This is a genomic window from Hydrogenophaga bisanensis (assembly GCF_042665135.1).
GTDB classification, from domain to species: Bacteria; Pseudomonadota; Gammaproteobacteria; order Burkholderiales; family Burkholderiaceae_C; genus Hydrogenophaga; species Hydrogenophaga bisanensis.
The window spans coordinates 214993-228368 of the sequence record NZ_JBHTBX010000001.1 but is presented as its reverse complement, the minus strand read 5'-3'; the positions used below and the strand labels follow the sequence as shown (position 1 = coordinate 228368).

Sequence of the window (13376 nt, the reverse complement as noted above, 5' to 3'; positions counted from 1 at the left end):
GTCTCAGGTGTTTGGGTCCCGAGTGTAATCAGGCCGCCGCCCTTGTTGCCTGCCGCCCGCGCATGAACATCAGGTACATCAGCGGGACCGCAAACAGCGTCAGTACCGTCGATACCGCCAGGCCCCACACGATGCTGGCTGCCACGGGTCCCCACAGCAGGCTGTTGCCGCCCAGACCGAAGGCCAGCGAGAACAGCCCACCGATGGTGGTCGTGGTCGTGATGATGATGGGCACCACCCGCCGGCGCGAAGCCTGGACGATGGCGTGGATGGTGTTGATGCCGCGCGAGCGGCGATCGTTGGCGGCATCGATGAGCACGATCGCCGAGTTGACCGCGATGCCCGTCAGGGCAATCACGCCATACAGCGTATACAGCGACAACGGGTTGCCCGAGATGGCCAGGCCGAAGGCGACGCCGGTGAAGGCCAGCGGGACCGTCACCAGAATCATCAGGGGTTGCCAGTAGCTACGGAACTGGGCCGCCAGGATCAGGTAGATCAGGCCCAGACCGAGCAGGAACAGGCGCTGCATGGCCGAGAGGCTTTCCTCGATGTCCTCCAGCTCGCCGGAGAAGTCCAGGTCGATGCCGGGATGCCGCGCGCGCATGTCGTCCCAGGCGGCCTGGATACGCGTGTTGGCCTCGCGGGTATCGGTCACTTCCTTGTCCAGGTTCGCTTCCACCGTGATGGTGCGGCGCAAGTTGTAGTGGCGGATGAAGCCGCGGCCCGGGCTGGCCTCGGCGGTGACAAGGTTGCCCAGACGGGTCGTCTGACCGTTGGGCAGCGCCACCGGCTCGTCGAGCAGCGCCGCCGGGTCGGCGCGCAGTTCATCCGGCCCGCGCAGGGCCTGGTCTGATCGCACCCGCAACTCGATGCGGTCACCCGCGTCCCGGGTGAAGGCCACCACCTCGCCGTCGACCGCCAGGCGCACGATGCGCGCCACCTGGGCGGCATTCAGCCCGGCTTCACGCAAGGCCGCGTGGTCCAGTTGCAGCTGCAGGCGGGCCCTGCCCGGCAGGTTGTCGTCTTGAACGTCCTTGGTGCCCTCGATGCTGGCCACGATGGCCTTGAGGTCGTCTGCGGCGGCCTGGATGCGGTCGAAGTCGTCGCCCCGCACCTTGATGCTGATGGCCTTGCCGGCAGGCGGTCCCCCCGAGAGCACGGTGAAGCTCTTGCGCCCCGGACCCGGCAGCGATTCGATGGTCTGGCGCATGTCTTCCACCACCGTCATCACTTCGCGGGCACCGGGCTGGCGCGGATTCAGGGAGACGAAGACCTGCCCATACAAGTCGCCATAGACCGGTTCGGTCTCGGTGAACTTGAGGCCTGCCGTGGAGGTCACGGCACGGGCCTCGCCATCCGCGCCTATGCCGCGCAGTTGCTCCCGCACCGCGGCCTCCACGCGCTGGGTTTCTGCCAGTGTCTCCTCCAGGGAGGCGGTCTGGGGCATGTCCACGTTCACGTAGAAGGCGCGGACCGGGTCGAAGGCGAAAAACTGGACCCGGATCACCCCGGTGGCCAGCAGGGCCACGGCGGCGGCCACACAGGCCATGCCCAGTGCTGTGAAGCGGCGTGGCCGCCTCAGCACATAGCCCAGGGCCTGACCGTAGCGCAGCCGCAAGCGACGGTTGAAGCGCTCGCGCCAGGCCTGCATCCGCGAGGGACGGTCAAAGCGCACGCCGATGACCCCCACATGAACCGGCATCATCCAGAACGCCTCGATCAGCGAGATCGCCAGCGCCAGCGTCACGACAAAGGGGATCACGAACATGAACTTGCCGACGATGCCCGGCAGCAGCATCAGCGGCAGGAAGGCGGCCATGGTCGTGGCGACCGAGGCCAGCACGGGTTTCCAGGTCTCCTCAATTGCATCCAGGCTGGCTGACAGTGCCTCCTGGCCCCGCTGCATCCGGTAGTAGATCGACTCGACGACCACCACCGCATCGTCGACCAGCATGCCCAGGGCAATCACCACCCCCAGCAGGATCGACACATTGACCGTGTAGTCCAGCGCTCCCAGCACGGCAAAGGTGCCCAGCAGCGAAAACGGGATGCCCAGCGTCACCAGGACCCCGATACGCCAGCCCAGGAAGACCCAACAGATCAGCAGCACCAGCACCATGCCGAACAGCGCGTTGCTCTGCATCACGCCGATGGCCTCGCGTGTGGCGATCGTCTGGTCGTCGGCCAGGGTCAGCTTCAGGCCAGCGCTGGCGAGCACCTCGTTCTGCTGGTCCTGATAGGCCTTGAGACGGTCAACCAGGTCCAGCGTGTTGGTGCGGGACTTCTTGGTCACGGCCATCGACACGGCCGGCTGGCCACCGGTGGCGGCGTACTGGGCCGCGGGCGCCCGGGCTCGTTCGATCCGGGCGACGTCACCCAGGCGAACCACGACCTCAGGATTGAGACTGGCGCGCACCGGCAGGTCGGCCAGCTGCTGGGGGTCGGTGTTGACGCCCTGGACACCGATCGACCAGGCGCCGTTCTGGGTCTTGAGCGTACCGCCGCTGGTGTCGCGCCACCAGGCCGACAGGGCGTCGGCCACGTCGGTGAGCAGCAGGCCCCGGCCGGCCAGCGCCTGCACGTCCGGGCTGACCAGGATCTCCGGGTTGCGCAGGCCCGAGGCATAGACCTGATCCACGCCGGCCATCCGCTCCAGATCGTCCTGGATTCGGCGGGCGTTCAGGCGCAAGGTTTCGTCGTCGGCCTGACCGGTCAGCATCAGCACGGCGGTCGGAAACCCGTTGCTGGTGGTGATTTCCAGGATCAGGGGGTCCTCGGCGCTGGCGGGCAATTCGCTGGAAGCCTTGTTCTGGATCTCCCGGCGCAGGTCATTCATCCGCTTGTCGAAGTTGCGTTCGCTGATTTCACGAAAACGCACCAGGATGCTGGCCGAGTTCTCCCGCGAGTTGGACACGACAAAGCGCACGTCCGCCACGCCCTTGATCGCATCCTCCAGCGGATTGGTCACCAGCCGTTCGACCTCCTCGGCACTGGCGCCGGGCAGGGCCGCTGTCACGCTGACCCAGTTGAAGTTGATCTCGGGGTCCTGTTCGCGCGGCATGGCCAGGTAGGCCATCACGCCCATGATCATGACCACCGCGAACGCGATGTTGGCCAGGGGGTGGTTGGTCAGCAGGGAACGCAGCAATCGCATGGTGCTTCTCCCCGTTCAGCGTCCGGCGGCCGCTGCCGGGTGGGTTGTCTTCAGCTGCTGGCCGTCCTTCAGGGCGTACTGTCCCTGGATGACTACCCTTGCGTCCTGACCCACAGCGGCAGGCAGCGGTGCGGCCCGACCTTCCTGCGCCCCGGGCAGCGGCACAAATTGCGCCCCCTGCGCTTGGGTCATCACGAAGATGCCCAGGGTGCCGCCACGGCGAACCATCAGGGCCGGGGCGATATGGGGCTGGCTCTCCCGCCAGCGCAGGGTACCGCTGGTGCCTGGGGCGGGCGCAGCCTCCGGGAATCCGAACCACGCCAGGCGGGTGCGCGCCGGACTCTGGACCACCGATCCCACTCGCAGCACCTTCACCGGGAAGATGCGGCCATCGGCCAGAAACTCGGCAGCGGGGCGTTCCTGAAGACTCTGGGCATCCGATGCGCCGATCGTGGCCTGCAGTTCGGGGTTTCCGGTTTCCACGAGCACATAGGCGGGTGTGCCTGGGGCCACCGTTTCACCAACCTGGACCAGACGTTCGCTGACCTGGGCGTCGAAGGGCGCACGCAACGTGGTCTTGTCCTTTTGCCGCTGGGCGGATGCCAGCTGCGCACGCGCGGAAGCCGCATCGGCCTGCGCCAGGGCGGTCTCGGTCTCGCGCTGGGACAGGGCCTCGCGGGAGATGAATCCCTGGGCCACCAGTTCGCGGGCCCGGCGCAGCTGCTCCCCGGCCAGCTTGAGACGCGTCTGCGCCGACTGGAGGGCCGCCTGTGCCTGTTGCAGGGCCAGATCGGCATCCCGGGGGTCCAGCTGCACCAGCACCTGTCCGCGACGTACGCTGGTGCCGGCTTCGGCGGTCCAGCGCAGCACCTGCCCCGCGGTCTCGGCTGCCAGTCGTGACGTGTTGCGTGCCCGGACGACCGCCGGCGCCTCCCGCTCCGGATAGACCGTCACGTCCTTGACGGAAGCCGTCTGGACCTGCGGCAAGGACTCCGCCGCTGCGGGTGATGCAGCGGGCTGGGCATGGATGATCGGGGTCAGGGCCAGAACCAGCAGGGCAGCGGTGATGCGTTTCATGCGAATGACCTTGTGTGACGTATCTAGACAAGAGGCGAGGAGGGCATGCGGCCGGCACGCCAGAGCATCAGGGGAAGATCCGTGGCCCGCAGGCGGGGTCGGGCCAGCCACGTCCGGAAGTCCAGCGATGCGCAATGATCCAGGATGCGCAGGCCGCCCTGCACGACCAGCCGCAGTTCCCAGCCGGCACGTCCGGGCACCCGGGTCGCCAGCGGGGCGCCGGTGTTCATGAGCGAGCGGGCGTCGGTGCACAACTCGGCCACGGCGGCCGCGCACCGTTGCCGGACCGCTTCATCCGCCACCAGAGGCGAAAAGTCTTCCAGTCGTACCCCATGGCGAGCGAGCACATCGCCGGGCAGGTAGTGGCGTTCGCGCGCATGGTCGCGTGAGATGTCCTGCCAGAAGTTGATCAGTTGCAGCGCACTGCACACCGCATCGCTCTGCCGGAGCGACACCTCGTCATCGATCCCGTACAGATGCAGCAGCAGACGGCCCACCGGATTGGCCGACAGCCGGCAGTAGTCCAGCAGCTCGGCCTGGCTGGCGTAGCGATGCTGTGCCTCGGTGTGGCGAACGTCCTGCTCGAACGCACACAACAGGTCGTCCAGCAGATCCACCGGCAGCCGGTGTGTGGTGATGGTGGTGGCCAGTGGGTTGAAGACCGCTGGCCATCGACCGCCTGCGGTGGTGCCTGCGGCAGCAGCCCGCAGCTCGGCGCGCATGGCCGACAGCTGGTCCAGGCGCCAAGCCGCAGGGGCGTCGCCTTCGTCCGCCAGGTCATCCGCCGTCCGTGCAAAGTGGTAGATCGCCACGACGGCCGGCCGCAGCGCCGGTGGACACAGCCACGAGGCCACCGGGAAGTTCTCGTAGTGCCCCACGGCGCCTGTCAGGGTGGCCTGCACCTGCTGACTGGTGCGAACTCCGGGTGGGGCATCTGGCCGCATGGACATGAAGTTTGGGAAGGAGTGAAGGCATTGCCAACTGGCGCACAACGGCCACGCAATTGAACTACAATTTGATTACTAACCGGTCAGTCAGTAATTTTCAGCGATGTGTTGCGCCGCCGCAAGCGCGATTGTCATGCCTCCCGGGTGATCGCAACGACAGACCGACCGTCATTCATGCTCATTGATGGGGACCTGCTCGCCATGAAGTTCTTGCGCCTCTCGCTCGCCGTCCTGTTCACTGCGGGACTCGCCGCCTGTTCGAAGACGCCGCCACCGGCCGAGCCCGTGCGGTCCGTCAAGCTGATGGCGGTGGCTCCGTCTGCGCTGTCGGCGCAGGAAGCTTACGCGGGCGAGGTCAAAGCCCGCGTCGAGTCCGCCATGGGATTCCGGGTGGGCGGCAAGGTGTTGCGCCGGCATGTGGAGGTGGGCCAGCGTGTGCTCGCCGGGCAGCTGCTGGTGGAGCTTGACCCGGCCGACCTTCGTCTGGCGGCAGAGGCCGCCCAGGCCCAGGTGGCTGCCGCGCAGACGCAGCGTGACCTGGCGATGGCCGATCTCAAGCGGTATCAGGATCTTCGTGACAAGGGGTTTGTGAGCGGGGCCGAGATCGAGCGCCGCAGCGCCACCCTGAATGCCGCCGAGGCCAGCCTGCGGCAGGCCCTCGCGCAAGCCGGCGTCCAGGGCAACCAGGCCAGCTACGCGCAGCTGCGTGCCGGTGCTGCCGGCGTGGTGGTGTCGGTGGCCGCAGAGCCCGGTCAGGTGGTGGCCGCCGGTGCGCCGGTGGTGAAGGTCGCTCAGGACGGTCCGCGGGACGTGGTGTTCGCCGTGCCGGAGCGCCGGGTCGCGTCGGTACGCACCGGTCAGGCGGTCGAAGTCAGCATCCTGGCCGCCGGTCCTGAAGCCTTCCCGGCCACCGTCCGGGAGGTGGCTGCCAGCGCCGATACCGCCAGCCGCACCTACCAGATCCGGGTGGCGTTGGCGCCCGAGGTGGCGGCGCCCCTGGGCGCCACAGCCAACGTGAGCTTTGCGGCGTCCGGTAACCAGGTCCAGGCGATTCGCCTGCCCAGCGCTGCGCTGGCCAAGGTCGGTCAGGACACCGTGGTCTGGGTGTTTGATGCCGCCGCCAGCACGGTGCAGCCGCGCCCGGTCAAGGTGCAGGCGGCCGACGGCAACCAGGTGGTCGTCACCGATGGCATCCAGGTGGGCGAGGAAATCGTGGCCGCCGGTGTTCACGTGCTGTCACCGGGTCAGAAGGTGGTGCGCTTTGACGGATCGCGCGCGCAGGCCGAATCCCTTGGCGCCCAGGCGGCACGCTGAGGTCATCCATGGCAGCACAACCGAATCACAACGCCAGCCAGGGCGGCACGCGGGGCTTCAACCTTTCGCAATGGGCCATCGATCACCCGGCGCTGACACGCTACCTGATGATCGTGCTGATGGTCCTGGGCGTGGCTTCCTATTTCCAGCTGGGGCAGGACGAGGACCCACCCTTCACCTTCCGCGCGATGGTGGTTCGAGCCTATTGGCCGGGCGCGACGGCGCAGCAGATGGCCGACCAGGTCGCCGATCGCATCGAGAAGACGCTGCAGGAGGTGCCGTACGCTGACAAGATCCGCAGCTACTCCAAGCCGGGCGAGAGCCTGATCATCTTCCAGCTCAAGGACTCGTCGCCGCCGCAGCAGATCGAGCAGCTCTGGTACACCGTGCGCAAGAAGGTGGGCGATGTCCGTGGCACCCTGCCACAAGGGGTGGTCGGCCCCTTCTTCAACGATGAGTTCGGGGACGTCTATGGCGTGATCTACGCCCTGCAGGGCGAGGGCTTCACCCACGCCGAGCGCAAGGAGGCCGCCGACCGGGTGCGTCAGTCTCTGCTGCGCGTCAAGGATGTGAGCAAGGTCGAACTCTTCGGCGTACAGGACGAAAAGCTCTACGTCGAGATTTCCCAGAAGCGGCTGGCCGTGCTCGGCCTGGATCTGCAGCAGGTGCTGGCGTCCATCGGGCAGCAGAACGCGGTGGAGTCCGCCGGCGGGGTGCAGACCCCGCAGGATGTGTTCCAGGTGCGCGTGGCTGGCGCCTTCAACTCGGTGGAGCAGTTGCGTGCCATGCCGGTGCGCGCCGCCAGCGGTGCCCAGTTCCGGCTGGGTGACATCGCCGACATCGGCGTGGCCTATGTCGATCCGCCGCAGACCCTGGTCCGGCACGATGGTCTTGACAGCATCGCACTGGGTATTTCCATGGCCAAGGGCGGCGACATCATTGCCCTGGGCAAGGCGTTGAACGCTGCCATGCCGGCCATCGAGGCTTCGCTGCCGGTGGGCATGCAGCTGGTGCAGGTGCAGGACCAGCCAGCGGCGGTTTCGCGCTCGGTCAACGAGTTCGTCAAGGTGCTGATCGAAGCCGTGGTGATCGTGCTGGCGGTCAGCTTCCTGAGTCTGGGGCTGCACCGCAAGGACGCCAGCGTCCCGGCCTGGCGCTTCTGGAAGGCCTACACCCTGGACACCCGTCCGGGCCTGGTGGTGCTCATCACCATTCCGCTGGTGCTGGCCATCACCTTCCTGATCATGAAGTACTGGGGCATCGGCCTGCACAAGATCTCTCTCGGGTCCCTCATCATCGCGCTGGGCCTGCTGGTGGACGACGCGATCATTGCGGTGGAGATGATGGTGCGCAAGCTGGAAGAGGGCTACACCATGGTGCGGGCAGCGACCTTCACCTGGGAGGCCACCGCCATGCCCATGCTGACCGGCACGCTGATCACCGCTGCGGGCTTCCTGCCGATCGGCATGGCCAACTCCGCCGTGGGTGAGTACACCTTTGCCATCTTCGGTGTGACCGCCGCTGCGCTGGTCATCTCGTGGATCGTGGCGGTGATGTTCGTGCCTTATCTGGGCGTCAAGCTGCTGAAGGTCAAGCCGCATGTCGGCGCAGCCGATGAGGTGTTCGATGGCCCCTTCTACGACCGGTTCCGCGCCATGGTGGACTGGTGCGTGGAGCACCGCTGGATCACCATCGGTCTGACCATCCTGACCTTCGTGCTCGGCATGCTGGGCATGGGCAAGGTGCAGCAGCAGTTCTTCCCGGACTCCAACCGTCCCGAGATTCTGGTGGATGTGTGGCTGCCCGAGGGCAGCAGCATGGCCGCCAACGATGAGGTGACCCGGCACATCGAGCAGCGCCTGCAGCAACAGGCCGGCGTGAGCAGCGTTTCGGTGTGGGTCGGCTCGGGCGTGCCGCGCTTCTACCTGCCGCTGGACCAGATCTTTCCGCAGAGCAACGTCTCGCAGATCATTGTGCTGCCGAAGGATTTGCCTACCCGCGAATCGCTGCGCCACGATCTGCCCAACCTGCTGGCGGCCGAGTTCCCCGAGGTGCGCACCCGCGTCAAGCTGCTGCCCAACGGACCGCCGGTGCCCTATCCGGTGCAGTTCCGGGTGGTCGGGCCGGATCCGGCCACCTTGCGTACCCTGGCCGATGAAATCAAGCAGGTGATGCGGCAGAGCCCGCACACCCGTGGGGTGAACGACAACTGGAACGAGTCCGTGAAGGTGGTGCGTCTGGAAGTGGATCAGGACAAGGCGCGCGCCCTGGGGGTGTCCAGCCAGTCGATTGCCCACGCGTCGCGCACCATCCTCAACGGCACCACCATCGGCCAGTACCGAGAGGGGGACAAGCTGATCGACATCGTGTTGCGCCAGCCACTGGACGAGCGCGATGCGATCACCGATCTGGCCAATGCCTACCTGCCCACCGCCAGCGGGAAGTCGATTCCCCTGCTGCAGATTGCCCGCCCGGTGTTTGACTGGGAGCCGGGTGTCATGTGGCGCGAGAACCGCGACTATGCCATCACCGTGCAGAGCGATGTGGCCGAAGGCATTCAGGGCGCGACGGTCACTGCGCAGCTGCTGCCCGAACTCAAGACCATCAGCGATGCCTGGCCGCAGCGGGGCCTGTCGGGCTACCGGGTCGAGGTCGCTGGCGCAGTGGAAGAGAGCAGCAAGGGCTCCTCGTCCATCGCGGCGGGCATGCCCGTCATGCTGTTCATCGTCTTCACCCTGCTGATGCTGCAACTGCAGAGCTTCAGCCGCTCGTTGCTGGTGTTCCTCACCGGCCCGCTGGGCATGGCCGGTGTCGCCGCCGCGCTGCTGGCGCTGAACCGACCCTTCGGTTTCGTGGCCCTCCTGGGCGTGATTGCCCTGATGGGCATGATCCAGCGCAACTCGGTGATCCTGATTGACCAGATCGAGCAGGACCGCGCCCGGGGTGTGCCCGCGTGGGAGGCCGTGGTGGAGTCGGCCGTGCGCCGGATGCGGCCCATCGTGCTGACCGCCGCCGCCGCGGTGCTCGCCATGATTCCGCTCTCGCGCAGCGTGTTCTGGGGGCCGATGGCCGTGGCCATCATGGGTGGCCTGATCGTGGCCACGGTGCTGACGCTGCTGGCCTTGCCCGCCATGTACGCCGCCTGGTTCCGCGTCCGCCGGGAGCCTGCCGCCTGAAGCTGCGCTGACGCACAATGGCGGGCATGCGCCTGCGCCATATCGAAGTCTTCAACGCCGTCATGCTCACCGGCAGTGTCAGTGCTGCCGCGCGCATGATCAATGTCACCCAGCCAGCGGTCAGCCGCACGCTGCAGCACGCCGAGCTGCAGCTGGGGTTTCCGCTGTTCCAGCGTGTGGGCGGGCGCCTGCGGCCCACGGTCGAGGCGCAGACGCTCTATCCGCATGTGGAGCGCCTGTTCGCCCAGCTCGATGAAGTCCAGCGGTTGTCCTCCAACCTTCGCGCGGGTCGCAGCCAGGGTGAGTTGCGCGTCCTGACGGTGCTGGCCCTGAGCTACGAGGTGATGCCCCGCGCGGTGCAACTTTTCCGGCAGAAGCACCCTCAGGTGCTGGTTCACCACCAGGCGCTCCATTCTCCTCAGATCGTGTCCTCCCTGGTCCTGCAGGAGGCCGATATCGGCTACGTGTTCAGCGCAGTGCCGCACCCTGCGCTGACGCAAGAATCACTGGGTCTGCATCACGTGGCTTGCGTGGTGCCCAAGGGGTTGCTGCCGGCCAGAGCGGTGCGCAGCGGCCAGATCACGCTGACCCAGCTGGCGCGCCTGCCCACCATTGCGCTGGACGGTCAGGATCCGTTGGGGATGCTGCTGGCGGCGGCGTTGCGCGACAGTGGCACAGGTCTGGACGTGGTGATGACCGTCCAGACCTACCACGTGGCGCTGGCGCTGGCCCAGCATGGGGTGGGGGTGGCCATGGTCGATGCCTGCACCGCCGCGTCGGCCGACCTGTCGCGGGTGGATGTGCTCAGGCTCGATCCCGCCATCGACGTGCCGGTGCAGGCCCTCAGACCCACCGCGCGCCCCAATTCCACGACCGCTCGGTTCTTCACCCGCTGCATGCAGCAGGCTCTGGAGCAGATCGGCGTCAGGCCGGCCGCCTGAGTTCCCGGGCCAGGCGCGCCGCGCTGCCAAAGGCCAGTGTGAAGCCCAGCGCGCCGTGCCCGGCGTTGAGCATCAGGTTGACGGGGGCGTCCGCCACCCTGCCCACCAGCGGCAGCCCGGTGGGTGTGGCCGGCCGCAGGCCAGCCCACGGGGCGGCATCGGCGCTGGTGTCCACCTGCGGGAACACGTCCCGGGTGGTGGCCAGCAGCGAGTCGATCCGCTCCGCAGTAACCTGACGGTTCTCGCCCACCAGCTCGGCCATCCCCGCCACACGCAGGCGGTCGCCCAGGCGGGCAAACACCACCTTGCGGGCAATGTCGGTCACGCTGACCTTGGGCGCCTGTCCCGGGGTATCCCCCACCGGCAGGGTCACGCTGTACCCCTTGAGTGGATACACCGGCACGTCCAGCCCCAGCGCCCGTCCCAGACGGGCCGACGATGTGCCCGCCGCCAGCACGAAGGCGTCAGCGGCCATCTCGCCCGCGTCGGTGACGGCGGCCACCACGCGGTCGCCCCGTTTCAGCAGTCTGGTCACTTGCCGGTTGAGCTCGAACCGCACGCCGCGTGCCTTGAGGCGCTCATACAGGCCCAGACAGACCTTCAGACAATCGGCCGCGCACTCGCTGGGGGTGTGGATGCCGCCGGCGAATCGCTGGGCGTAGTGCGCCAGCGCCGGCTCCACGTCCACACACTGCGATGGCGACAGGGCGGCCTGAGCCTGTCCGCCCAGGGCACGCTGAAGGTCAAGCTGCCGCCGTGCGCTGTCGAATGACGCCGCGTCGGGGTAGACCACCAGTTTGCCCGTGGTCGAGAAATCGCAGGACAGCTCTTCCTGAGCCAGCATGGCTTCAAACGCCTGCCGGCTCTCTGCCGCCAGTGCCAGAAGGCGCGCGGTGGTGTCCCTTGAAACGCCTGTCCGGCAGGCGGCCAGGAAGCGCATTCCCCAGGACCACTGGTGCGGATCCATCTGCAGTCGGAACTTCAGCGGCGAATCATCTGCCAGCAGCAGCTTCGGCAGTTGGCGCCAGATGGACGGATCGGCCAGCGGCTGCACGTACGAATAGCTCAGTTGGGCGCCATTGCCGCCACTGGCGCCAGCCCCCGGCTGCTCACGGTCAATCACGGTCACCTGCCAGCCATCGCGCTGCAGTTGCCAGGCGGTGCTCAGGCCGACAATGCCGGCGCCGATCACCACCACATGTCCGGGAGAAGAAGAGGCATTCATGAGCGCTGACTCTAGCCGGGCCCACTCGGCCTGGGAAATGCCAAACGCGCCGCCGCTCATAACCGGAACTCATGGATCGCCCCGATATTGGCATTTCCGGCCGCCGCCGGGTCTGCCTAGACTTTCGGCTGTCGCTTCTACAGGTTAAGCCCATGTCGCAGTCCACCCACGTCTTTCATCGCCAGCTTGCCAAACGTCCTCCGGTGGCCGTCAGCGGGCAAGGCATCTGGTTGCGTGATGCCGAAGGCCGTTCCTACATCGACGCCAGCGGTGGTGCTGCGGTGTCCTGTTTGGGCCATGGTCATCCCGACGTCATCGCGGCCATGCACCGCCAGATCGATCAGCTGGCCTATGCCCACACCAGCTTCTTCACCACCGAGGTGGCCGAGCAGCTGGCCGACCTGCTGGTCGGCTCCGCACCCGCCGGCATGAGCCACGTGTACTTCGTCAGTGGTGGCTCCGAGGCGGTCGAGGCGGCCCTGAAGATGGCCCGGCAATACTTCGTCGAAATCGGCCAGCCCCAACGTCGCCACTTCATCGCCCGACGCCAGAGCTACCACGGCAATACCCTGGGCGCACTGGCGGTGGGTGGCAACGAATGGCGCCGCGAGCAGTTCCGTCCGCTGCTGATCGACGTGACCCATGTGTCGCCCTGCTACGAGTACCGGGGCCGTCTCCCCGATGAGACGCCCGAGGCCTACGGTCAGCGGCTGGTGGCCGAACTGGCCAGGACCATCGAGGAACTGGGGCCGGACAACGTGATGGCCTTTGTGGCAGAGACCGTCGGTGGCGCGACGGCAGGCGTGCTCACGCCGGTGCCCGGCTATTTCAAGGGTATCCGCGACCTGTGCGACCGGCATGGCATCCTGCTCATCCTGGACGAGGTCATGTGTGGCATGGGTCGCACCGGCACGTTGCACGCCTGCGAGCAGGAAGGTGTGGTGCCGGACCTGCTGACCGTGGCCAAGGGGCTGGGCGGGGGCTATCAGCCCATCGGCGCCGTATTGGCCCAGGGCCGCATCGTCGAAACCATGCGCCAGGGCAGCGGGCTGTTCCAGCACGGTCACACCTACCTGGGGCATGCCGTGGCGTGTGCGGCGGCGCTGGCTGTTCAGCAGGTCATCCAGCGTGACCACCTCCTGACCCAGGTGCGTGACCGGGGGGCTTACCTGGCGTCCCGTCTGCGCCACGAACTGGGGGATCATCCCCACGTGGGCGACATCCGGGGACGGGGTCTCTTCTGGGGCCTGGAACTGGTGCAGGATCGTGCCATCCGTCAGTGGTTCGAGCCCTCCCTGAAGCTCCATGCCAGGCTGAAGTCGGCCGCCATGGAAGAGGGCCTGATGATCTATCCCATGGGCGGTACCGTCGATGGCCGCTGCGGCGACCACGTGCTGCTGGCGCCCCCGTTCATCAGCTCCGAGGGGGAGGTCGATCAGATCGTCACCCGCTTGCGTCGGTCTCTGGACCGTGTCGTATCTGACATCGGCCTGACTTCATGAGGATTTTTCATGGCCCTCTAGGGAAAATCCGAGGGGG

8 protein-coding genes are annotated in these 13376 nt (G+C 67.1%); 4 read left to right on the top strand and 4 right to left on the bottom strand.

Annotated features, from left to right (window positions below; genetic code table 11):
- Nucleotides 1–28 precede the first annotated feature (28 nt).
- From ACFQNJ_RS01105 to hpnC, 3 genes are read right to left on the bottom strand one after another with little or no spacing between them, the layout of a single operon-like run.
- Nucleotides 29–3157, bottom strand: a complete 3129-nt coding sequence (locus tag ACFQNJ_RS01105) for an efflux RND transporter permease subunit (RefSeq protein ID WP_382253174.1) — start codon at nucleotides 3155–3157, stop codon at nucleotides 29–31.
- A gap of 15 nt (nucleotides 3158–3172) precedes the next feature.
- Nucleotides 3173–4234 carry an efflux RND transporter periplasmic adaptor subunit gene (locus ACFQNJ_RS01100; protein ID WP_382253172.1) on the bottom strand — a complete coding sequence of 354 codons (1062 nt, stop codon included), beginning with the start codon at nucleotides 4232–4234 and terminating at the stop codon, nucleotides 3173–3175.
- Nucleotides 4235–4257: 23 nt separating this feature from the next.
- A complete protein-coding gene (gene hpnC / locus ACFQNJ_RS01095; protein ID WP_382253170.1) occupies nucleotides 4258–5184 on the bottom strand; it encodes a squalene synthase HpnC in 927 nt (308 codons plus the stop codon).
- 198 nt (nucleotides 5185–5382) lie between these two features.
- On the opposite strand from hpnC, the gene ACFQNJ_RS01090 reads away from it, so the two are divergent.
- The 3 genes from ACFQNJ_RS01090 to ACFQNJ_RS01080 are packed head-to-tail and all read left to right on the top strand — an operon-like array spanning nucleotide 5383 to nucleotide 10612.
- Entirely contained in the window at nucleotides 5383–6495 is a 1113-nt protein-coding gene (locus tag ACFQNJ_RS01090) for an efflux RND transporter periplasmic adaptor subunit (RefSeq protein ID WP_382253168.1), read from the top strand.
- A gap of 8 nt (nucleotides 6496–6503) precedes the next feature.
- Nucleotides 6504–9671, top strand: coding sequence for an efflux RND transporter permease subunit (locus ACFQNJ_RS01085; RefSeq protein ID WP_382253166.1), 3168 nt, complete (start codon nucleotides 6504–6506; stop codon nucleotides 9669–9671).
- Between the two features lie 26 nt (nucleotides 9672–9697).
- Entirely contained in the window at nucleotides 9698–10612 is a 915-nt protein-coding gene (locus ACFQNJ_RS01080) for a LysR family transcriptional regulator (protein WP_374642814.1), read from the top strand.
- On the opposite strand, the gene ACFQNJ_RS01075 is transcribed toward ACFQNJ_RS01080, so the two are convergent.
- A complete protein-coding gene (locus ACFQNJ_RS01075; protein WP_382253164.1) occupies nucleotides 10596–11837 on the bottom strand; it encodes a D-amino acid dehydrogenase in 1242 nt (413 codons plus the stop codon). The genes ACFQNJ_RS01080 and ACFQNJ_RS01075 overlap by 17 nt on opposite strands.
- A gap of 152 nt (nucleotides 11838–11989) precedes the next feature.
- On the opposite strand from ACFQNJ_RS01075, the gene ACFQNJ_RS01070 reads away from it, so the two are divergent.
- Complete coding sequence (locus tag ACFQNJ_RS01070) at nucleotides 11990–13339, top strand: aspartate aminotransferase family protein (protein ID WP_382253162.1); 1350 nt, start codon at nucleotides 11990–11992, stop codon at nucleotides 13337–13339.
- Nucleotides 13340–13376 lie beyond the last annotated feature (37 nt).

What these genes read in the sequence shown, in the direction of transcription:
- ACFQNJ_RS01105 (WP_382253174.1), bottom strand. Translation starts at nt 3,157, where the DNA reads ATGCGATTGCTGCGTTCCCTGCTGACCAACCACCCCCTGGCCAACATC.
- ACFQNJ_RS01100 (WP_382253172.1), bottom strand. Translation starts at nt 4,234, where the DNA reads ATGAAACGCATCACCGCTGCCCTGCTGGTTCTGGCCCTGACCCCGATC.
- hpnC (WP_382253170.1), bottom strand. Translation starts at nt 5,184, where the DNA reads ATGTCCATGCGGCCAGATGCCCCACCCGGAGTTCGCACCAGTCAGCAG.
- ACFQNJ_RS01090 (WP_382253168.1), top strand. Translation starts at nt 5,383, where the DNA reads ATGAAGTTCTTGCGCCTCTCGCTCGCCGTCCTGTTCACTGCGGGACTC.
- ACFQNJ_RS01085 (WP_382253166.1), top strand. Translation starts at nt 6,504, where the DNA reads ATGGCAGCACAACCGAATCACAACGCCAGCCAGGGCGGCACGCGGGGC.
- ACFQNJ_RS01080 (WP_374642814.1), top strand. Translation starts at nt 9,698, where the DNA reads ATGCGCCTGCGCCATATCGAAGTCTTCAACGCCGTCATGCTCACCGGC.
- ACFQNJ_RS01075 (WP_382253164.1), bottom strand. Translation starts at nt 11,837, where the DNA reads ATGAATGCCTCTTCTTCTCCCGGACATGTGGTGGTGATCGGCGCCGGC.
- ACFQNJ_RS01070 (WP_382253162.1), top strand. Translation starts at nt 11,990, where the DNA reads ATGTCGCAGTCCACCCACGTCTTTCATCGCCAGCTTGCCAAACGTCCT.